This is a genomic window from Campylobacter concisus (genome assembly GCF_003049085.1).
GTDB lineage: Bacteria > Campylobacterota > Campylobacteria > Campylobacterales > Campylobacteraceae > Campylobacter_A > Campylobacter_A concisus_H.
Genome location: NZ_PIQX01000001.1, coordinates 138,636 through 159,822, shown reverse-complemented (window position 1 = coordinate 159,822; position 21,187 = coordinate 138,636). Strand labels below are relative to the sequence as shown.

The 21,187-nt window shown below is 35.5% G+C and carries 24 protein-coding genes and 1 tRNA gene; 8 read left to right on the top strand and 17 right to left on the bottom strand.

Going from position 1 to position 21,187, the window contains the following annotated elements:
- Positions 1-6: 6 nt before the first annotated feature.
- Genes CVT13_RS00770 through CVT13_RS00715 form a run of 12 tightly spaced genes read right to left on the bottom strand, consistent with a single transcriptional unit; the run spans position 7 to position 10,793 of the window.
- Entirely contained in the window at positions 7-546 is a 540-nt protein-coding gene (locus tag CVT13_RS00770) for a hypothetical protein (RefSeq protein WP_107811258.1), read from the bottom strand.
- On the bottom strand, positions 543-1,421 hold the full coding sequence (locus CVT13_RS00765) for a transformation system protein (protein WP_107811257.1): 879 nt from the start codon (positions 1,419-1,421) through the stop codon (positions 543-545). Before CVT13_RS00765 ends, CVT13_RS00770 begins: the two co-directional genes overlap by 4 nt.
- Positions 1,414-2,241: an ATP-binding protein gene (locus CVT13_RS00760; protein ID WP_107811256.1), complete on the bottom strand. Its 828-nt coding sequence runs from the start codon at positions 2,239-2,241 to the stop codon at positions 1,414-1,416. Before CVT13_RS00760 ends, CVT13_RS00765 begins: the two co-directional genes overlap by 8 nt.
- Positions 2,234-3,754, bottom strand: a complete 1,521-nt coding sequence (mshL, locus tag CVT13_RS00755) for a pilus (MSHA type) biogenesis protein MshL (RefSeq protein WP_085657363.1) — start codon at positions 3,752-3,754, stop codon at positions 2,234-2,236. Before mshL ends, CVT13_RS00760 begins: the two co-directional genes overlap by 8 nt.
- Positions 3,732-4,145, bottom strand: a complete 414-nt coding sequence (locus CVT13_RS00750; RefSeq protein WP_167496254.1) for a hypothetical protein — start codon at positions 4,143-4,145, stop codon at positions 3,732-3,734. The genes mshL and CVT13_RS00750 overlap by 23 nt, the downstream gene beginning before the upstream one ends.
- Positions 4,145-4,792: a pilus assembly protein PilO gene (locus CVT13_RS00745; RefSeq protein WP_084107947.1), complete on the bottom strand. Its 648-nt coding sequence runs from the start codon at positions 4,790-4,792 to the stop codon at positions 4,145-4,147. Before CVT13_RS00745 ends, CVT13_RS00750 begins: the two co-directional genes overlap by 1 nt.
- Entirely contained in the window at positions 4,789-6,309 is a 1,521-nt protein-coding gene (locus tag CVT13_RS00740; RefSeq protein WP_107811255.1) for a C4-dicarboxylate ABC transporter, read from the bottom strand. The genes CVT13_RS00745 and CVT13_RS00740 overlap by 4 nt, the downstream gene beginning before the upstream one ends.
- Positions 6,310-6,368: 59 nt before the next feature.
- Positions 6,369-7,238 carry a GTPase Era gene (gene era / locus CVT13_RS00735; RefSeq protein ID WP_107811254.1) on the bottom strand — a complete coding sequence of 290 codons (870 nt, stop codon included), beginning with the start codon at positions 7,236-7,238 and terminating at the stop codon, positions 6,369-6,371.
- A complete protein-coding gene (gene hslU / locus CVT13_RS00730; RefSeq protein ID WP_107811253.1) occupies positions 7,235-8,557 on the bottom strand; it encodes an HslU--HslV peptidase ATPase subunit in 1,323 nt (440 codons plus the stop codon). Before hslU ends, era begins: the two co-directional genes overlap by 4 nt.
- 8 nt (positions 8,558-8,565) lie before the next feature.
- Positions 8,566-9,099: an ATP-dependent protease subunit HslV gene (hslV, locus tag CVT13_RS00725; RefSeq protein ID WP_002940451.1), complete on the bottom strand. Its 534-nt coding sequence runs from the start codon at positions 9,097-9,099 to the stop codon at positions 8,566-8,568.
- The gene (rplI, locus tag CVT13_RS00720; protein ID WP_107811252.1) at positions 9,100-9,546 is read right to left on the bottom strand and encodes a 50S ribosomal protein L9; all 447 of its coding nucleotides are present in this window, start codon (positions 9,544-9,546) and stop codon (positions 9,100-9,102) included.
- A gap of 23 nt (positions 9,547-9,569) precedes the next feature.
- Positions 9,570-10,793 (bottom strand): argininosuccinate synthase, encoded by a 1,224-nt coding sequence (locus CVT13_RS00715; RefSeq protein ID WP_107811251.1) that lies wholly within the window; start codon positions 10,791-10,793, stop codon positions 9,570-9,572.
- Positions 10,794-10,989: 196 nt separating this feature from the next.
- On the opposite strand from CVT13_RS00715, the gene CVT13_RS00710 reads away from it, so the two are divergent.
- From CVT13_RS00710 to CVT13_RS00685, 6 genes are read left to right on the top strand one after another with little or no spacing between them, the layout of a single operon-like run.
- Entirely contained in the window at positions 10,990-13,089 is a 2,100-nt protein-coding gene (locus CVT13_RS00710) for a TonB-dependent receptor domain-containing protein (protein ID WP_107811250.1), read from the top strand.
- A complete protein-coding gene (locus CVT13_RS00705) occupies positions 13,083-13,910 on the top strand; it encodes an alpha/beta hydrolase (RefSeq protein WP_107811249.1) in 828 nt (275 codons plus the stop codon). The genes CVT13_RS00710 and CVT13_RS00705 overlap by 7 nt, the downstream gene beginning before the upstream one ends.
- 33 nt (positions 13,911-13,943) lie before the next feature.
- Positions 13,944-14,189 carry an RNA-binding S4 domain-containing protein gene (locus CVT13_RS00700; protein WP_107811248.1) on the top strand — a complete coding sequence of 82 codons (246 nt, stop codon included), beginning with the start codon at positions 13,944-13,946 and terminating at the stop codon, positions 14,187-14,189.
- Positions 14,189-14,587 (top strand): tRNA (adenosine(37)-N6)-threonylcarbamoyltransferase complex ATPase subunit type 1 TsaE, encoded by a 399-nt coding sequence (gene tsaE, locus CVT13_RS00695; RefSeq protein ID WP_107811247.1) that lies wholly within the window; start codon positions 14,189-14,191, stop codon positions 14,585-14,587. Before CVT13_RS00700 ends, tsaE begins: the two co-directional genes overlap by 1 nt.
- A complete protein-coding gene (gene lptB / locus CVT13_RS00690) occupies positions 14,580-15,308 on the top strand; it encodes an LPS export ABC transporter ATP-binding protein (RefSeq protein WP_072594228.1) in 729 nt (242 codons plus the stop codon). Before tsaE ends, lptB begins: the two co-directional genes overlap by 8 nt.
- Positions 15,309-15,311: 3 nt before the next feature.
- Entirely contained in the window at positions 15,312-16,562 is a 1,251-nt protein-coding gene (locus tag CVT13_RS00685) for an RNA polymerase factor sigma-54 (protein ID WP_234411950.1), read from the top strand.
- Here the strand turns inward: CVT13_RS00685 and CVT13_RS00680 are convergent, their stop codons facing one another.
- Genes CVT13_RS00680 through CVT13_RS00670 form a run of 3 tightly spaced genes read right to left on the bottom strand, consistent with a single transcriptional unit; the run spans position 16,563 to position 17,946 of the window.
- On the bottom strand, positions 16,563-16,838 hold the full coding sequence (locus CVT13_RS00680) for a hypothetical protein (RefSeq protein WP_199907260.1): 276 nt from the start codon (positions 16,836-16,838) through the stop codon (positions 16,563-16,565).
- A 41-nt stretch (positions 16,839-16,879) separates the two neighbouring features.
- Positions 16,880-17,710 (bottom strand): adenylosuccinate lyase, encoded by an 831-nt coding sequence (locus tag CVT13_RS00675; protein ID WP_107811245.1) that lies wholly within the window; start codon positions 17,708-17,710, stop codon positions 16,880-16,882.
- Between the two features lie 50 nt (positions 17,711-17,760).
- Positions 17,761-17,946: a hypothetical protein gene (locus CVT13_RS00670; RefSeq protein WP_107686353.1), complete on the bottom strand. Its 186-nt coding sequence runs from the start codon at positions 17,944-17,946 to the stop codon at positions 17,761-17,763.
- A gap of 110 nt (positions 17,947-18,056) precedes the next feature.
- Between CVT13_RS00670 and CVT13_RS00665 the strand changes: the two genes are divergently transcribed.
- Together CVT13_RS00665 and CVT13_RS00660 are read left to right on the top strand one after the other, a co-directional pair.
- Positions 18,057-18,133, top strand: a tRNA-Arg gene (locus tag CVT13_RS00665).
- Positions 18,134-18,204: 71 nt separating this feature from the next.
- The gene (locus CVT13_RS00660) at positions 18,205-18,939 is read left to right on the top strand and encodes a hypothetical protein (protein ID WP_021091403.1); all 735 of its coding nucleotides are present in this window, start codon (positions 18,205-18,207) and stop codon (positions 18,937-18,939) included.
- Here CVT13_RS00660 and murG read toward each other — a convergent pair.
- Both murG and CVT13_RS00650 read right to left on the bottom strand, forming a co-directional pair.
- Entirely contained in the window at positions 18,931-19,953 is a 1,023-nt protein-coding gene (murG, locus tag CVT13_RS00655) for an undecaprenyldiphospho-muramoylpentapeptide beta-N-acetylglucosaminyltransferase (protein ID WP_107811244.1), read from the bottom strand. The genes CVT13_RS00660 and murG overlap by 9 nt on opposite strands.
- Positions 19,950-21,110 carry an FtsW/RodA/SpoVE family cell cycle protein gene (locus tag CVT13_RS00650; protein WP_021091312.1) on the bottom strand — a complete coding sequence of 387 codons (1,161 nt, stop codon included), beginning with the start codon at positions 21,108-21,110 and terminating at the stop codon, positions 19,950-19,952. Before CVT13_RS00650 ends, murG begins: the two co-directional genes overlap by 4 nt.
- Positions 21,111-21,187: the final 77 nt, after the last annotated feature.

Below are 21,187 nucleotides of genomic sequence, written 5' to 3'. Positions count from 1 at the left end.
TTCTCTTTATCTATACTCAATCTGCGAAGTAAGATCGTCATTTTTAAAAATTTTTAAAATCATTTTTGCAAAATTTGGGCTAACGATTGTACTAAGTTCATATCTTGTGTCTGAATTTGGCTCTTCAAAAATAAATACGCCAAGCTCCTCAACGTATTCTTTTTTGACAAATTTATCAAATATAAATGAAAGAATGTAATCGCTCTTTGGAAGTCTAATATAGCTTATATCAGCCCCATCCAAGATAGCATGAAGCAATAGCTTTTTTTTAAGCAATATATCAGCAAAATATGCTGCATTCTCTCTTGAACTTTGCGTTTTTGATAGTTTGCTTGCTGGAAGAGCGAGCCTATCTATATCATTTGTTTTTAAACAAGATATGCCAAAGATATTAAGAAATTCTTCATTTTGTGAATCTTTTAAAAGATCTTGTATTTTTTGATTACAAATTTTAGGATATTCAGCTTTTTCAAAATAACTTTTAATATCAGCCATCCCAATCGCAAAGGCATTTAATGATAAAAATATAACAAGTAAGAATTTCACAACGTATCACTTTTTATCTTATTTATTAGATCATTTATTTCTGGCTTATTTTTATTTTTATTATATTCTTCTAATGCACGCAATGCATCATCTTTTTGCTTTAGCATATATTTTGCCTTAGCAAACATGACCCAAGACTCCTCAATGCTACTATCTAAATTATTTGCCGATAGTGCCCATTTTATAGTGTCGCTATATCTTTTATCTTGATAGCATTTTCTTGCTATTTTAAGGGCGATTTCTGGATTTTTATTTTTATTAAAATTTTCTTTTAGCATAGAAATTTCATTGTTTTCACTTGAAATTTGAATATCAATTTTTGGCTTTGCCTTTGGTTCCAATTCTATTATCTCTTCATTTTGTAGAGGCTGTTCATTTTGCATATTTTCATTTTCAGTTGGTAAATTTAGCTTTAGCCAACCGCCACCACTTCTTTGTTTTTTATCTGATGCCTGCTCTTTATTATATTCATTTAGCTTTATGGATTGTTCTAGCTTTTTGGCTATTTTCTCAGCAAGCTCATCTTGTTTTTTATCTGATTCAAATCTCTCTTTTGCCTGTTCGCTTTTTTGTTTGCCATCTTCTAAAATATTTTTGCTGATATTGGTTTCAGCAAAGGTTATGTTTTTTTCTTTTATATTTGTTTGTATTGTCAAATTTTTCTCAAATAAAGCTGGAGTATTAGTTGTCTCTTTTTTGTTTTTAGCATTTGAGAAAAATAAAAAAGCACCAAATATAAAAGCAATTAGCAAGATCGTAATTATTAAAAGACCTGGTTTTTTATGTGATAATAATTTTAAAAGGCTATTTTTATTCTTTTTTTCGTACTCTTCATAAAGCTTTTCTAGCCTTTGAATTTCTTGTAATTCAAGCATGAATTATTCCTGTATCAAGTGCAGACATTGTCAAAATTTTAATATTTGCGTCCTCGCTACTTAATTTTGATGGCTGATTTTGTTCGTAATATTCACAAATTTCATAAAATTTATACATAATTTTATTTAGTGTGCGTAGATTTCCGCAACAAAGCTCATAGGCTTTTTCATAGTCTTTTTTCTGAAAATTTAGGTATTTATCGTAACCTTTTTGTCCTATTTTTCTTTGTAAATAAACTATGATTTCATTCGTGTTTGCACTTCCAAGCTCTATACTCTCCCAAATTCTAGTTTGAAAATAGTCCTTTGCTAACACATCTTCATTTTCAGTTTTATGAATCGTAAATAGAAATTTAAATAATCTTGTATCGGCCATAAGCCTTATTTTTTCGATCAATTCAGTAGGATAAAGTTGTGCTTCATCTAGGATAACGACTATTTGGTTTTGTAAAATTTCATCTTTATTTTTAAATTCTTTTGAGTAGTGTGCGACAAAACTTTCAAAATTATTTATATTATCAAGTTTATTTCCGTATATATCTTCACAAAGAGCTTCTATAAATGTAGCTTCGCTAAAAAAAGGATGTGGGAAAAAAATTAATTTTTTATCCTTTTGAAGATCAGAGGCTATCTTGTTTAGCAAAAAAGTCTTTCCACTGCCAGGCTTGCCATAAAAAAGTATAAGTTTTAATGGCTTTTTTAGAGCCGAGACGATCTTATTGTAACAAGTGATTGAGTTATCTAGATTAACAAAATCAGCTACTTCGTCTTCGTTGATAAAGATATCTTTTATATCTGTATAAATATTCTTGTTATTCATAGATCGTTTTAGAAAAACCTAAGTCTTTTAATGATTGATTAAGTGGCTTTTTTTTGTCAAAATCAACTACATGAGGAGTGATGACAAAGATAAGTTCTGTTGTTTTTATATTGTCTCTTGTGCTTTTAAAGACACCACCTATAAGCGGGATATCAGAAAGAAGAGGTACAGAAGTATTATTTTTACCCTTTGTCTGACCTATTAATCCACCAAGAATAATAGTATCACCGCTATCAACTTGAACAACAGTTGATAGCTTCTTTTGCACTGTATCTGGAGCAATCTCTCTTAACGCATTTTGTCTTGTGTCGTCTTCAGCATATTTAAAGTTACTAAGCGATGGATTGATTCGAAGCATGATTTTGTTGTTATCAGAAACTTCTGGTAGTAAATTTAATAATATGCCTATAAAAACAGAGTATTGTTTGTAAGTGGTTGTCAACCTATCGCTATTGCTGTTTCCATTGTCAGTCTTTTGTTGAACACGGTAGTTTATGTTATCACCAACTGAAATTAGAGCTTGTTGATTATTAAGTGTTGTTACTTTTGGGCTTGATATGACCTTTGTCTTTCCATTTGTCTCAAGAAAATTTATCATTCCATCAAGGCTAAAATTTAAATTAGCTGCAATATTTAATGTACGTCCAAATCCATCACTTAGGCTATTGCCTTTATTTGTCCAAGTAGCACTTGAGCTCGGATTATTTCTTGAATTACCAATGTATGTATTAAATCCAAGTTCAAATTTACTCCAATCAACGCCTTGCTTGTATTCATTATTTAACTCAACTGAAATAATAGAAACATCAATAATTACTTGTTTTTTTAGTCTTTTTTGCATTTCATCTATATATTTCTCGACACGCTTAAGTTGAGAAGGAGTGGCCGTAACAGTGATAAGTCCCGCATTTTGGTTTATAATAGGATCAGGTGCTGTAATATGTTCGCTACTATTATTTAAAATAGCTTTAAGCTCAGCATCTAGTTTTTCCCAAAAGTCAAACCTCTCAGTAGTTTTTATAAGGTTGCTTGAGCCTTGAGAACTATCATCTTGGGAATTATCGCTACTACTTGAACCACTAGAAATTTCAGATGGAGTAGCATCCACCGAAGCTTGGGTGACAGCAGTTCCTTCTCTAATAGAAGTTATATAATCTAGTTTAAAAATTTGAGTTTTTAAAGATGAAATTTTTAATACATTATTTGAAAACTCGTAGCTTAAATTTTTCTCACTTAAAAGCAGGTCAAAAACTTCGCTAAGACTCATATTTCTGATATTAACACCAAAAACTTTATCTTTTAGTTCTGTCTTGCTATAAGTATCCTTTGCAACAATACTAAAGTTACACATCTCTGAAAGCTGATTTAACACATCTACTAGCGCAACATCATCTGAAATTTTCATATTAAAATTCTTGCTTAAACAACTACTTTCATTGGCACTAGCATAATTCATATTTAAGCAAATAAGTGCACCTATTATTAATATTTTATTTAATTTTAATCTCAACATTTTTACTTCCATTTTTTAAAATTAGCTCTTGTTTTTCATCGCCTTTTACTAAAAAAACGCTGTTTCTAGTAATGTTGGCTATTTTGTAACCATCAACAATATCACCGACAGCATACCATTTGGAATCAATATTTGCTTTGTTTAATAAAATTGCTTTTAAACTAAGCCCTTTTGAAGCCTGAGTGATAATTGATAAATTTTGATCTGTTACCGTCTTGATAGGTTCTTGCTTAAAAGGATTTTTTATACTAGAAAGCTCAATATCGCTAAGACCGCTTCTTTTTTCCTTTATTTTTTCAAAAATTTTATCATAAGAATCCATTTCCTCTTGAAGCTGATTAGCAAAAGCAATATTTAAAAATAAAAAAGCCAATAAAATTTTTATTTTCATTAGTATTTCATTCCCCAAACAGATATTGAGATCTTAGCGCCAAGCTCTTTTTGGGTAGAATTTACATCCATTTTATGAAGATCAACTACTAGCTTTGATTCTTCAAGGCCATTTATATATGAAAGCATATCTTTAAAACCTCCCAAAAATGTCAAGTCAATATTTAAAATTTGCTCAATCTTTTGGAAATTTGGCTCTTTTATATCGCTTTTTAACTCTAAAATTTTTATATTATTTTGCTTTGCTAAAGATACGATATTGTCTAAGAAATTTGCCCAATTTTGATCGTTAAATAATAAAAACGATAGTTCTTTTAGCTTTGAGTCAAAATGAGCATTAAATTTTAAAACACTAGAATATTTGCCTTTAAGCGTTTCAAGTATTTTGGTCTCTTCATTTATTTTAAAATTTTTATCCCCACTAGGTGAGCTAGTTGATCTTAAATAATCTCTTGTTCTTGAAAGATCATTGCTAATTTTAGTATGCGCATTAAGTCTTTCATCATAAAAATCTTGCGATGGATCAAAGCAAAGCATATAAACAATATAAATAATAATTAAGGCTGAACCCAAAAAAATTATATTTGTTTCGCTTTGTTTTTTTGCGTCAAAATACTTATCTATTTTACTTAAAACGTCTTGTCTCATTGTCTAATCTCTATACTTATATTACTTTCATACTCGTTGTTTTGCCTATCTTCTTTAATTTTTTTTGTATTTACTGAATATTTAGGCATCTTGCTAATATCTTTTATTAGCTGCGTAATCCTTTTTTCATTATCGCTAACAACCGTTACGGTTAAATTTTTATCGTTATTTTTAATATTTGTTATAAAAACGCTATTGTTATTTATCATATCGGTAATTTCAAAAAGATTTAAACCTTTCATTACGTAATGATCTTTTTTATTTTCAATTTCTTGAAGCAACCCTTTTCTAAAATTTAACTTCTCTTCCTCTTTATCAGTTAATCCTTTTATATCATTTTGCTCTTTTTTTAGTCTTTCAAGAGTATTTCTTATTTGTGCTGCTTGTGCATTAAGAACATCAAGCTCATCGCTCAGTCTTTGCGAATCTGCCTCTAAAATACTACCAGCTATATAATTATAAAGTGGATAGGACATACTTAGGCAAAAAGCAGCAGCACATGTCAGTATAAATTTACCACTTTTTCTTTTTGTAAACGGATCAGGCCTAAGTAAATTTGAGAAGTTAAAATCGGCATTAAAGGCCTCTTTTTTATAAAAATTTGCATATAAAGCCATCATGTTATATCGTTCGCTAATAGCTAAATTTTTAGAATTTATTACAGTGCTTGTATTTAATTTCGTAGCATTTGTGCCAAGCTTTGTATTGATAAATTTTTCAAAACGCTCTATTTTATAGTCGCAGTCAATATAGATATTTTTTATATTTATGCTATAGATTCTATTGACAACATTTATCGTGTCATTTACGTAAAATATATAGTCCTCAAAAACAGTATTTAGATCGTAGCTAAAGCCTTCTTCATTGCTATCTAAAAGTCCTCTTGTCTTTAGGATATTCAAAAAGCTTTCTAGGCTTACTCTTTCACCACTTTGCTCTATAAATTTATCTTTTAGATAATTTAGTGTGTATCTTAAACCTCTTGATGTAAGGTATTCTCCATTTACATAAATGCTTATAAATGCTTCATCGGCCCTAAATGTCAAAAAACAATCACTCTGAGTGCTAGGAAGTAAACCTTTTTTATATATAGCACTATATAAGAGTGGCTCTACAACGACATAATCTATAAAAGGTACTCTTTTAGAAATATTTTTAAAAATTTTATTTATCGTTTCATTTGTAGCAATAAAAACATTAAAAATTCTATCTTCTTTTTCAACATTGCTTTCAAAATAAACTATTTTATAGTCAATCGCAGGATCAAGAGAGAGCTCTTCGTAAATTTTGATCGAGATATTATTTTCAATATCCTCATCATCTATTGTTCTTGAAATATTTATGGTAGCTGTTATTATATCTTTGTACTCGATATAAGATATAAAAAAGTCTCGCTTTAAAATATTCTTTGAAAGACTTAGTGTATCGACATTGCTATTAGAAAATCTAAAACCTTCATATTCATAAGGATCTAGCGTAACGATTGGATTATCGTTAATTTTTCTAAGCTTTAACATAAAAATTTACCTCATAATGCTCTAATTGGGCTGTATTTTAATATTTTTACAATAAAAAATCAATAACCAATTATTTTATTAAGGCTCTTTTCTTCTTTACTCCAGCCTTTTTTAACGATTACATCGAGTTTCAAAAAGACCTTTGATCCGGTTAAATTTTGTATTAACTTTCTTGCAAAAATTCCTATTCGTTTTATCGTTTCACCATTCTTACCGATGATCATACTTTTGTGAATTTCGCGCTCAGTGATGATGCTTGCAAAAATTTCAGTAATGCCAGGTTTTTCTTTTACGCTTTTTATGATCGCATCGCTAAGATATGGGATCTCATCGCTTAAATTTTCATAGATCGCTTCAAGTATAAATTCTCTAAAAATTTCCTTTTCATTTGTTGAAGTAAGAAATTCTGGATCGTAAAAGTACTCATGCTCTGGCAAAAGCTTGCAAATTTCATCAAGAAGCGGCTTTTTATAGGTTGGCTGCTTGGTGCTAAAAGTAAGAAGTGCTTCAAATTTATCTTGAAATTTTTGATACTGGGTGATCTTTTCAAGTACCTTTGTGTTCGAGCTCTCATCGACTTTTGTTAGTACTAAGATGTGCGGTTTTTCAGGATTTAGAGCTAGAAATTTCTCATAGTCGTCGGTATTATCGTGAATAGGCGCTAAAAATACGATAAGATCGCAGTCTCCCATCGATTTTATCGCTTGACTAATTAGTAGTTGATTTATCGCCTTGTTGCTCTCGTGAAGTCCTGGTGTGTCGGTGAAGATGATTTGATCTTCACCATTCATTACTATGCCATTTATCTTTCTGCGAGTTGCATTTTGTTTGTGCGAGACGATAGCGATCTTTTCGTTTAATAACGCATTTAAAAACGAGCTTTTGCCAGCATTTGTGCGTCCTATGATGCTAACAAAGCCTGATTTCAAAGTATATACCTCGCTAGATCTTGATCCTCAACCACGTCTTTTAGGCGCTCTTTTACGAGCTCTTTTGTCACATTTATCTTCTCGCCGCTCTTTTCGCTAGCCTCAAAGCTGATATCTTCTATCACACGCTCGATCACCGTATGAAGGCGTCTAGCACCGATATCTTCCATCTTTTCATTTGCCGCATGAGCGATCCTGGCTATCTCTTTTATTGCTTCATTGTCAAATTCTAGATCAACATTTTCGGTTGAGAGTAGGGCGATGTATTGTTTTAAAAGCGAATTTTTTGGCTGAGTTAAAATTTGATAAAGCGCGTCCTCATCAAGGCTATCAAGCTCGACCCTTAGTGGAAAACGGCCTTGAAGCTCTGGGATGAGATCGCTTGGCTTGCTTATATGAAAGGCACCAGCCGCGATAAATAAAATATGATCTGTCTTTAAATTTCCAAATTTGGTATTAACATTTGAGCCCTCAACGATAGGCAGCAAGTCTCTTTGCACACCTTCTTTGCTAGGATCTTGCCTATTTGAGCTACCTGAGCCAACGGCCACTTTATCGATCTCGTCTATAAAGATGATGCCCTCGTTTTCAGCTCTTTTTAAAGCCTCAGTTTTTACGCTCTCAAGGTCTAAAATTTTATCATTTGCCTCACTTTGAAGAGCTTTTTTAGCGTCTTTTACCTTCATCTCTTTTTTGATATTTTTGCCGCCGATACCAATTATCTTTATAAAGCTCTCTTGCATCTGCGCCATATCAGGTGGCACGTTTGAGCCGGCTTCAAGTGGGTTTTGCTGCACTTCTATCTCGATGCTTAGCTCGTCAAGCTCGCCGTTTCTTAGCCTATTTAGCATCTTTTCATAGCTCTTTGAATACTCGGCCTGTTTCTCTTCGCTAGCCCCTTTTGGAAGTGGTGGAAGTAGCTTTGAGACGATCTTTTCTTCGATATAGGCGTTGATTTTATCTTGATTTTTCTCGCTTTGCTCATTTTTTACGAGATTATATGATGCCATAGCAAGGTCTCTTACCATGCTTTCAACATCACGACCAACAAAGCCAACCTCAGTATATTTACTAGCTTCAACCTTGATAAATGGCAGACCCATCATCTTTGAAAGACGCCTTGCGATCTCAGTTTTGCCAACGCCAGTTGAGCCGATCATCAAGATATTTTTTGGCATGATGTCATCTTGCAAGCTTTTTTCAAGCTTCATACGGCGGTAGCGGTTGCGAAGTGCGATCGCTATGATCTTTTTGGCGTCCTTTTGACCGATCACATAGTCATCTAAAAATTTAACAATTTCTCTTGGTGTTAAGTTCATTTTCTCTCTTATTCTAAAACATAAGTTTTGATGTTTGTATTTGTATAGATGCAAATTTCGCCGGCAATCTTAAGGCTCTCTTTGACTAGCTCCTCTTCGTCGATATCGGCAAATTTATCTAAAGCACGGGCCGCTGAAAGTGCGTAGTTGCCACCACTTCCGATAGCTGCTATCTTACCATCTTCTGGCTCTACAACATCCCCGGTACCACTAAGTAAGAAAATTTTATCCCTATCAAGCACAAGCATCATCGCTTCAAGCTTTCTTAGATACTTGTCTTTGCGCCACTCTTTGCTAAATTCTATCACCGCCTTTAGCAAATCACCCTTTGTGTGCTCTAAATTTTTCTCAAACATATCAAAAAGATTAAACGCATCAGCAGTGCTGCCAGCAAAGCCAGCTAGGACTTTACCGTTATGAATTTTACGAATTTTTACGGCATTTCCTTTTAAGACGGTGTTGCCAAAGCTCACCTGTCCGTCGCCGCCGATAACCGCTTTATTTTTGCCTTTGTAGGCTAAGATGGTTGTCGCATGAAACATCTACTCTCCTTGCACATCAACCTTCAAGCTCGCATTTATCGAGTGTTTAAGCTTTACATGAACGTCATAAAGGCCGACTGCTTTTAGGTGAGTGTCCATGTCAATCGCTTTTTTCTCGACAACTAAATGATGCGTTTTTTCAAGCTCTGCTGCGATCTCTTCTTTTGAAACTGAGCCAAAAAGTGAGCCATTTGCACCAAGAGTTTTCTTGATGACAACTGTCACTTTTTCAAGCTCTTCTTTAAGTTTTTCTAAATTTGCGATCTCGTATTTTAGCTCTTCAGCCTTTCTTTTTTGGGCTGCTTCATATTGGCGAAGAACGTCTGGAGTAGCTGCTTTTGCAAAGCCTTTGCCAATTAAGAAGTTGTTGCCATAGCCGTCTTTTACCTCTTTTATCTCGCCAGCTTTGCCAAGTCCTTTTACATCTTTTATTAATAATACTTTCATTTTTTTCCTTTTAAATTTTATTTTTAGTCAAATTTTCGCCCATTTTTGCGTGCGATGATGAAGCGAAGCGCGTTTAGTTTGATAAATCCAGCTGCATCTTTTTGATCATAAACGCTATCTTCTTCAAATGTGCAGTATGCCTCGCTAAATAGATTATCATCTTTGCTGTTTCTGCCAAGGATAGTCACGTTGCCTTTATAAAGCTCAACTTTTACAGAGCCATTTACATGCTCTTGGCTCTTATCAATGAGAGCTTGGAGCATATTTCGCTCAGGTGACCACCAGTAGCCGTTGTAAATTAGCTCGGCGTATTTTGGCATGATCTCATCTTTTAAGTGAGCTGCGCCGCGGTCAAGCGTGATGCTCTCTATTGCTCTGTGAGCTTTTAGCATTATCGTGCCACCAGGAGTTTCGTAGCATCCGCGACTCTTCATACCAACAGAGCGGTTTTCTACGATGTCAAGTCTGCCTATACCGTGTTTTGCGCCAAGGCGGTTTAGCTCGGTTAAAATTTCAGCTGGGCTCATTTTTTTACCATTTATACTAACTGGATCGCCTTTTTCATAGCCAATCTCGATGATCTCGCTCTTATCTGGAGCATCTTTTGGGCTTACCGTCCATCTCCACATATCATCTTCTGGTGCGTGACTTGGGTCTTCAAGTACTAGACCTTCATAGCTTATGTGAAGTAAATTTGCATCCATTGAGTATGGGCTTTTGCCTGGTTTTTTGGTGATATCTATGCCGTTTTTCTCAGCGTATGCCAAAAGTTTTTCACGGCTATTTAGATCCCACTCGCGCCATGGAGCGATGATAGTTAGATTATCGCCAAGTGCGTAGTATCCAAGCTCAAAGCGAACTTGGTCGTTGCCTTTGCCTGTTGCTCCATGGCTTACGCCATCAGCACCAACAAGTCTTGCGATCTCACTTTGGCGTTTTGCTATAAGTGGGCGAGCGATCGATGTACCAAGCAGATACTCACCCTCGTAAACTGCATTTGCTCTAAACATTGGAAATACATAATCGCGTACAAATTCTTCTCTTAAATCTTCAATAAAAATGTTTTCAGGCTTCACGCCAAGCGCTAGGGCTTTTTTGCGTGCAGGCTCTAGCTCTTCGCCTTGTCCGATGTCAGCCGTAAATGTGACTACTTCGCAGTTGTATTCATCTTGAAGCCATTTTAAAATAATGCTTGTATCAAGTCCGCCAGAGTATGCCAAAACCACTTTTTTTACGTTTTTTTTCATAGCTCTTCCTTTTGTTTAAATGGTCGTATTTTAGCCTAAATTGATTAATTTTTAATAAATTAATTTAATGAATAATTTAAGATTTTACTAGAAATTTTTACAAAAAAGGTTATTGTTTAAAATTATGATAATTAATATTATTTTTATATACACTTTGTTAAATTTTTTGGTTTTAAAATTTAACAAAGGAATAGTCATGGGAAAAACAAAATTTATTGCCATTTGCCTTAGTGTTTGTGTGGCAAATTCACTCTTTGGAGCAGAGCATAAAGACAATAACGAAACAAGACTTGATGGTGTTGTAGTAAGTGCAAGTGGCTTTTCGCAGCAGATCAAAGAAGCACCCGCGAGCATAAGCGTGATAAGTGGCGATGAGCTTACAAAAGATAGCTTTACTTCACTCCACTCTATCGCCCAAAAAGTACCAGGTGTAAATGTTGTTGGCGGCGAAGACGGGGCAGCTAGCGGTATCTCGATACGTGGTATGGAGAAGTCTCAAACGCTAGTTTTAATTGATGGTAAAAGAGTAAATTCAAGCAGCGCAAATCCAAAGGGCGGAGCAGGGGATATGAACTCAAATTTCATCCCACCAGCTGAAGCGATCGAGCGTATAGAGGTCATCCGTGGTCCTATGAGCTCGCTTTATGGTAGCGACGCAGTTGGAGGCGTTATAAATATCATTACCAAAAAGGACTTTTCAAAATTTAGCGGCAATGTCGGCATCTCAACCACTATAAACACGCATAAAGGCATAGGTAATGGCAGACAGGGTGATTTTTATCTAAATTTACCTCTTTATAAAGACCTTTTTGCGCTTCAGCTTTGGGGATATAAAAAGCTAAGGGACGAGGATAATTACAAAGGCGGTTATCAAAAGAGCGATAAGAGAAATTTAAGCGCAAAGCTTTGGATCACTCCAGATGAACACAATAAATTTTTCATCCTTGGCTCAAATGAAAAGCACGACTACTCGCGCACCGTTGGCAAAACAGCCACTATAAAGACAAATAAGGTTTTAAACGCTTATGACTACGAAAAAAAGAGCTATGGTGTGGGCTATCTTGGCGAATTTGATAACCTAAATGCCGATATCAGCTACATTTATGACCAGACACAAAGAACGAGCCTTTTTGACAAATTTATACCTGCAAAAGCCAAAAATCACAACTTTAACTCAAAATTTACAACCTTTCTTGGTGCTCACGCACTAACTTTTGGCTATGACTTTAGCAAGCAAAATGTTGGCACGACCTTCATCGTCTCAAACGCCTCAAAAAATGGCCTCGAAAGTCCAAAAAGCTACTCGATGAGTGAGCATGCTGGATTTATCGAAGATGAGTGGCAAATTTTAGAAGAGAAGCTATTTTTAACGCTTGGCTCAAGGCTTACGCACAACGAATTCTTTGGCAACCACCTCTCGCCAAGAGCCTACCTAGTCTATAACGCTACAGATACGCTAAGTCTCAAAGGTGGCGTAGCGACTGGCTATAAAACGCCAAATGTCAATCAAATCTCCCCGGAAGTAGGCACTATTCAAAATGCTTGGAAAATAGTTGATTTTGGAAACAAAGATCTAAAGCCAGAAAAAAGTATAACTTACGAAGTTGGTGCATATTATGACAATCAGGCTGATTTTAGAGGCTCGGTAATGTTTTTTAAAAATGAATTTAAAGACAAGATCCTAGATACTGATGGCAGCAACGTCAATAAAATTCCTGCCTTTGGCACTTGCCCAAATGCACCACATATTACTTGCCCTGGCTGGGGAACTTACTTTAACATAGAAGGTGCAACTGTTTGGGGAGTGGAGTTAAGCGGAGACTACGACATCCTTTCAAACTTAAATTTAAGCTCAAACTACACCTATAACAAATCAAAGATAAAAACTGGCAACCCAACTATAAATACGCCAAGAGGCCCTATGAAATTTAGTGAGACAAATCTTGGTAGACTTGATGCAAAAAGCCTAACAGCAACCCCAGAGCATGCATTTCATGCAACACTTGCTTATAAACCAATTAAGAGTGTAAAAACATTCTTCACCACAAACTATGAGAGCAAGCTTACTAGTGTGAAATTTGGCCCTGGCAATAAAGTGAGTGAAAATAATAAAAATTTACTCACATTTGATACAGGCGTAAGCTGGGATGCAAACAAGCATCTAACGCTTAGCCTAAATGCTTACAACATCTTTGATAAAGTAAGATACGATGAGGCGCTAGCAGACGACGGCAATTACTACTGGTATCCGCAAGAAGGCAGGAGATTTTGGTTTAAGGTCGCTGCAAAATGGTAAGAGTGTTTAAATTTTTGCTTTTTACGCTTGGCGTGACGCAGGCTTTGCACGCAGGACCTAGTCAAACGCCTGAGCCACTTAGCCAAAAAGCTGCTAGCAAATTTGAAATTTCAACCTTTAAAATGAGTGCAAATGATGAAATTTATAAAATTTTCACAGCCAAGCTAAAGGGGCAAAATGAGTTTAAAAATGTGCTTTTCTTACTTGATGCAAACGCCCAGTTTAACATGCTTTTAAATGAATTTGATGGCAAGGCTGCACCACTAATAATAGGCATAGGATATGATACAGACAAAAGCTACGAGGTAGAAAAACGCACAAGAGATCTCACGCCAAAGGCAGATGGCGAGGAGTTTAGTAAGGGTGGTGGCGCAGATGCGTTTTACCACTTTTTAACTAAAAATTTGGTACCGCTAATTGATCAAAAATTTAACGTGCATGGCAGCCAAAAAAGCCTTTATGGTCACTCTTTTGGCGGGCTTTTTACGCTCTATGCCTTGCTTAAAAACGAGGGCGTATTTTCGAATTTCTTTATCGCTTCGCCATCTCTTTGGTGGGGCGAGTCTGAAATTTTAAAGCAAAATGTGAGTGAGGGTAAATTTAAAGAGAAATTAAAAGCTAAATTTGTCTTTCTTAGCGTTGGCGAGCTTGAAAAAAGAAAGGGCAAGACTGACAAGCCTGGCACTTTAAAGGCGAGCGATCTAGCCCAAATTTTAAAACAAAGTGGCGTAAATTTTCACTTTGAGTTTTACAAAGGGCAAACGCACGGCAGCGTCATACCTCTAAATTTAAAAGAGCTTTTAAAATATCTAAAGGATTAAAAATTTAAGGCTATTTTTGTTAAAATCCGCCGCATGAGAGTAGATAAATTTTTAAACGTAGTAAATATCACCAAAAGGCGTACCGTTAGCGAAGATATGTGCAAAAGCGGCGTTGTGAGCATCAATGGCGTGCAAGCAAAAGCGGCAAAAGATGTTAAGGTTGGCGATGTGGTTAGTATCAAATTTCTAACGCGCGAGGCGAGATACGAGGTGCTAGCGATCCCAACTACAAAAAGCATACCAAAAAGCGCTCAAAGCGAATATGTAAAAGAGCTTTGATGGTTTTTGAGCTTTTAGAAAATGAGCTTAACGAGCTTGTGCGGGTGCTGCCAAAAAGTGGTGTGGTGCTACTAAGCGGCGATCTAGCAAGTGGCAAAACAACGCTTGCAAAGGCGATCATCAAGGCTCATGGCATAGATGAGAGCGTGACGTCGCCGACATTTTCTTTGATGCAAATTTATGGTAAAGATATCTACCACTACGATATTTACCAGATCGGTTTTGATGGGATGGCAAAAAATGGTCTTTTTGAAAATTTGTTTGAAGAGGGGCTTCATCTAGTAGAGTGGGGCGATGAAAATTTAGAAAAAGCTCTAAAGAAAAACGGCGAGAGCTATACGTTAGTAAAAATTTCTCCTAGCAAAAACGGCAGAAAATACGAGGTTATAAGTGCATAAACTAGAAGTAAAAGATCTAAAAAAGACGATTAAAAAAACTGAGATCATAAAAGGCATATCTTTAGAGGTAAATAGCGGCGAAGTCGTGGGGCTCCTTGGGCCAAATGGTGCTGGAAAGACGACTACTTTTTATATGATCTGTGGGCTCATCTCACCAACTAGCGGAGATGTCTTTTTAAATGATGAAAAGATCACAAACGTCCCACTTCACAAAAGAGCACACCTTGGTATTGGCTATTTGCCGCAAGAATCAAGCATATTTAAAGAGCTAAGTGTCGAAGAAAATTTACTTCTTGGTGCTGAAATTTTAAATCAAAGCGAAGAAGAGATAGCAAAAAGAGTAAATGAGATGCTAAATATGCTAAATATCGAGCCTATCCGCCTAAGAAAGGGTGTTAGCCTAAGTGGTGGCGAGCGCAGACGCTGTGAGATCGCTAGAAGTCTCATCATAAAGCCAAAATTTTTGCTGCTTGATGAGCCATTTGCAGGTGTTGACCCGATCGCAGTTAGCGACATCCAAAGTATCGTTAGAGATCTTAAAAAGCTAGGCATCGGCGTTTTGATAACTGACCACAACGTCCGCGAGACGCTAGCCATTTGCGACAGAGCTTACGTAATCAAAGATGGCTCACTTCTAGCAAGCGGCAGTGCGAGTGAAGTGGCAAACAACAAGCTCGTTAGAACGCACTATCTTGGCGAAGAATTTAAGCTACTTGAGTAGATGATGCTAAGGCAAAAGCAAACTTTAGCGCCAAAGATCAAACTAAACCAAACACTGCGAAGCTGGCTTCCCATCCTTCAAAGTGGGCTTGATGAGCTAAAAGAGACGCTTGAGCCTTTTATAAAAGACAATCCATTTGCCACGATCGAACATAAAAATTTAGAAAAAAGCGAAAAAAAACGAAATTTTTTTGAGCAGGTTAGTAGAAATTCTGTTAGTGAGAGCATCGAGGCTTTAAGCATCTACAAAGAAAGCCTCTATGAAAAGCTAATTAGTCAAATCAATCCGCCACTTTTTCCCACGCAAAAGTCTCAAAATATCGCGTATAAGATCATTGAGTGCTTAGATGATGAGGGCTATTTTTCTTATGATGATGAAATTTTTGCGGGCTTTAATGAGAGCGAAGTGGAGCGAGTTAGGGCGAGATTTGCCTACCTTGAGCCATGTGGCGTTGGTGCAAAGGACGTAAAAGAGAGCTTTTTATTTCAGCTAAGTGAGGCAGAGGCAAGCGATGAGATCATAGAGTGCGCGAAAAAGATCATCTTAAATTTTGAAAATATAGAAAAACTTAGAAAGCTAAAATTTTACAACGACGCGCTAAAGATCATAAAAAAATTTAAAAATCCACCGGCCATTGAGTATCTTGAAGATGAAAAAGAAGCAGTGCCTGACATCTTCGTGCTAAGCACAAGTAGTGGCATAAGTGTACAGATAAATGATGAGTACTATCCAGAAATTTTGGTTGATACCGATGGATTAGACGAGAAAGAGGCCTTTGTAAACTCACGTATAAAAGAGGCGAGCGAGCTCATAGACGCCCTTGAGATGAGAAAAGCGACGCTTTATAAGATAGGGCTCATGATAGTTGAGTATCAGTATGACTACTTTTTGGGTGGTGACATAAAACCTATGAAGCTAAAAGACCTAGCAGACGAGCTTGGGCGCAACCCATCAACCATATCAAGAGCGATCGCAAACAAATATCTAAGCTGTTCAAGAGGCACGGTCGCACTTAAAAATTTCTTTGCAACTGGCTTTGACGAGGAGACTTCAAATGCTGCGATAAAAGAATTTTTACTAGAGCTCATTAAAGGTGAAGACCACAAAAAGCCACTTTCTGATCTAAAAATCCAAGAGCTAATCCAAGCTAAATTTAACATCCAAATCGTTCGCCGAACTATCACAAAATACCGCAAAATTCTAAACATCGGCAGCTCAAGCCAGCGAAAAAGAGTCTATCAGATAAACGGCTAACTACCACTCATTTACAGCAAAAAGTATGGCCTTACACATCTGTGTAAAAAGCTCGTTACTAAGCTCTTCGTACTCTTTGCCATGTTTTTTATATTGTGCCATGCCTGCTGCATCGTCGTTCCAAGAGCCCATACCACCAAAGACATCAGCCAAGCTTGCTATAGTTAAATTTTTCTTTGGCATAAGCGGCGCATCAAATATCTTAATGACTGATTTTGCGGTAGAGTTTAAAAAGCCAAGCAACAACAATGGCGCATATGTTAAACATTTCACCATTCATTTTTGCTCTCTTTAATAGCTCTATGGTAAGCCGTGCTCTAGCCAACCATCACAAAATTTTCTTGATTTTTAAAGTATGGTTTTAGACTCTCATAAGCAGATTGAATATTTTTAAATTTCTTTGCGTATTCTTCTTGTATGAGAGGATTTTTGTTGGCGTGCCTGTCTGGGTGATAGATATTTACGAGTGAAAGATAACTTTGTCTGATAGTTTCAAAGTCATCATCTTTTTTACAACCTAAAATCCCAAAATTTTCCTCAAGTAAATTTGCAAGCACAGAAAATCTACTTACAAATTTAGATGAGCTTTTTATTTTTATGCCTTGTTTAAAGGCTTTGTAGTCTTTTTCATCATAGATAAAATTTACGCTAAATTTTGGGTAGCTTCTTTTGTAGAGTAGTTTGTTTAATGTGTTTATGTCGTTGTCATTTGAGATGGTGATATTTAAAAAATCATCATTTTTGCTAAAAGTAACATTACTTTTTATCAGACTCTCGCTGATGTAGCTAGCAAAGTCTCTGCAAAGTGCATCTTTTAGTTCAAATTTGACTTCATTTTTTACAAAATTTACGTTTAGGCTAATGACTGGAGTTAGGGTATTTTTTTGAACAAAGCCAAGCTTTATGGTTTTATAGTTTGCAAAACGAATATCAAGCTTATCATCGCTTTGCTTTTCATAAAGTTTTTTTATAAATTTTAAAAAGCACTTGCGTTGCGGGATCTCGCTCTCTTCATAAAACGAAATAACCTTATTTTTATTAGATAAAATTTTTGTAAAATTTCTGCTTATCATATCTCTAAGCTCACGAAACAAAGTGTCATTATCAGTTAAAATGCTTAGAGATTCTAATGTTTGCGTAACTTTCATTGCCTACTCCACATAAAATATTACATGTTTTAGCAATAAGCATTCCAAATTTATATTTTTCTTATATCTTGGCCTTTAATGTAATCTGCAAATTCGTTTTTTAGCTTATTTTCTTTATATGAGATCGCCTCTTCTTTTGTATGAGAAACGGCTTCTTTTTGAGTTTTTTTGATCTCACCTTGCTCTTTAGTAAGTTCTTTTTTTATCTCTTTTAAACTATCGAAAAAATCATTCATCTTTGCTCCTTTTATTTTTATTGGATTTTACTAAAACAGTTATAAAATTAAAATGAATACAATTTTTCTTTAAGGAAAGTTTGGCTAATATCTCGACTTAACTTTCTTGTGCGCTCGTAGCTCAGCTGGATAGAGCATTTGATTGCGGTTCAAAAGGTCAGAGATTCGAATTCTCTCGGGCGCACCATCTTTTTAATTCTTAATGACAAACTTCATGATTTTTATAGTAAAATAAGCAAAAAAATTAAAAGAGAAAAAATGGATTTTCAAAATATTCAAAAACAAATTTCGGTACTAAAAGAAAGTTTGACAGCATTAGAACAAAATAGTGAGCACGAGATCGGGTTAGCAGTTGGGGTTGTTGAGTTTAATAAAAACGCTGATGAACTTAAAAAAAAGCTTACAAATTTAAAAGGTGAAAGCGATTTCTTTAAAAGTGTCTTCAACACAGAGGACTATTATGAAAACATTAGTACTTATTTGGAGCAGATAAAGAGAAGCTTAAATTATAAAATTGAGAAAAATGGTGTGAGCTTTAAGGCAAATGAAAATTTGCAAGAAAGCTATGTTGCCATTTTAAATATAATAGAAATTTTAGTAGCAGAGTATCAAATACAAAATAAAAATAAAGCGAAAAATCTCTTTTCTAGGACAACAGATACTACTCAAATAAAATCACTACTTGCAGAGCTAAATACTCTACAAGAGCGTATACATAATGTTTTGCATATTCATTCTAGAATAGTTTCAAATGTTATTTTGCAAAATTTTAAGATAATTTATACGTTCTTTTATAATTGTATTAAGGCTGCAAAGCAACGCAAGGATGAGCTTTTGCTAGTGGAGATCGCGGGTATAACTGACAAGATAATAACTATGATAAAACCAGTCTTTAGTGCAAAAATTTTAAATACAAATGAACTTATTTATCATTACTTGATCTTTGAGCTAAAAGAACTAAAAGCTTGTGCGATAGGCGAGGAGCTAGTTTAAAATTTTATCAATTATCTCTTTTGCTCCATTTGGCAAAAGGATCTCTTTTAGAGCTTTACTGCTTTTGTTTAGATCAAAATTTTCTATCATGCTTATAACTTCGTCTTTGTTTAAAATTTCTCTATTTTGCAAACAAATTTCAGCAATGCCTTTATCTTTTAAAAATTTAGCGTTATAAAACTGATGATTACCAGCAGCATAAGGAAATGGCACAAAGATAGATGGCAAAGCATTTGCGCAAAGCTCCCAAAGTGAGCTAGCTCCTGCTCTTGATATGGCAAGGTCAGCCTTGCTCATCTTATTTTCTATCTCTTTACTAAATTCAAAAATTTCTAAATTCGTTTCATTAAAGCCAAGTTCATCATATCTTTTTTTAAGTTCATCAAAGCCGTTTTTACCACATTGATGAATTATATTTATGCCTTTTTCTTTAAGATATGGAGCTAAATTTATAGCTAGTTCATTTATCGCTTTTGCGCCTTGCGAGCCGCCTAAAAACAAAATAGTCTTTAGCTCCTCTCTCATTCTTGCACTATCGAAAAATTTCTTTGCCACAGGGTAAGGGTAGGGCGAAGCTTCATCATAAGAGCTAAAAAAGCCTTTCGCGTAGGGCTTTAAAATTTTATTTAATTTGCCCATTACAGCATTTTGTTCGTGGATAAAAAGCGGCACTTTTGAGATAATGGCTGCAATAGCCGCTGGAGCTGCTGAGTAGCCTCCTACGCTAATTACTGCCTTAACGTTATTTTGCTTAAAAATTTTTCTACATTTTAGAGCAAGATTTACGATATTTGTTAGTGATTTTAGCTTAGCAAAGCCTCTTTTATTTACCACACCACTGCTTGGTAAAAAAAATTTTTGTAAAAAATTCTCGTCATTTTCAAACCAAAATTTATCTTGACCACTAGTTGAGCCGATAAATATAGGCTTAATATCTCGTCTATTTAGCTCCTCGCAAAAGCTTCTTGCGATCGCTAAATGTCCACCAGTGCCTCCACCGCAAATAACAATCATAATTTTGCCCTTTTACTAACCATCAAAACCATGCCGATACCGATACAAATCGCAAGCACGGAGCTACCGCCGTAACTAAGAAATGGCACAGCAATACCCTTAATAGGCGTGATCGACGTGATGCCATAGCTATTCATTAAAAACGAAAACGATAAGATAAGCCCGACACCAAGCGTAAATAGATGATAGACCTTATTTTCGCTTCTGGCTGAAATTCTAAAAATTCTATAAAGTAGCGTTATAAATATAGCTACGATACACAAAATACCAAATACACCGACCTCTTCAGCGATACCAGCTAATACAAAGTCAGTATGAACCTCGCTTAAAAAGCCAAGCTTAAAGATACCAGCACCAAGCCCTTCGCCGAAAAATTCGCCATGCTTTATAGCGTTTAATGAGTGAGAAATTTGATATGGCTCTGGTGCATCAGCCACTCTTAATACATCTGCAACGCTATCAGGCAAGAAAGAAAGCACCATATTTTGTATCGTACCCCACCATGACTTTATACGTAAAATTCTATGCTCAGAGCTGATTATCGCTACTGTCATAACAAAAGCAGCTCCTAAGATACCGATGCTAAAAAGTCTCGCACTTGCTCCTGCAAAAAGCGCCATCGTCACAAATGTAAGTGCTAGCACGACCACTTGACCAAGGTCATTTTGCATAACAGCAATAAGAAAGATAGCAACACCAAAAAGAATAATATAAGGCATAAGTATCTTAATCTCATCTAGCAGGGTCCTTTTGCCTTCACTAAATTTTCTAGTAAAACTCCAAGCCAAGAAGTAGACAAAACCGATTTTAAAAAACTCAACTGGAGCTAGCGAAAAGCCAGGTAGCCTGATCCAACGCCTAGCACCACCAGCGTCAGTCACCATTGAAGCTGGCAATGCATGCATTAGCCCCATGGCGATACCGCAAGATATAAGAAGGCCAAACCCTATCCAAACAAGCGTTTTTTCAGGATTGAGCCTAGAAAGCCACCACATAATGAAAATTCCGATACAACCAACAATAAACTGGCGGATGAAAAAGTGAAACTCGTCGTAATTAAAAAATAAAACTGTAAAAACTGGCAAAGATAGTGAAAAAATAATGCTTATAGCGATCAAAGTCGAACAAAGGTAGAAAATGATCTTATCAACTGCCAAAATTTAACTCCAAGTTTAAAAAGTGCCAAAGTATAATAAAAAACGGCTTACAAAGATATTATTTGCTATAATTGCAG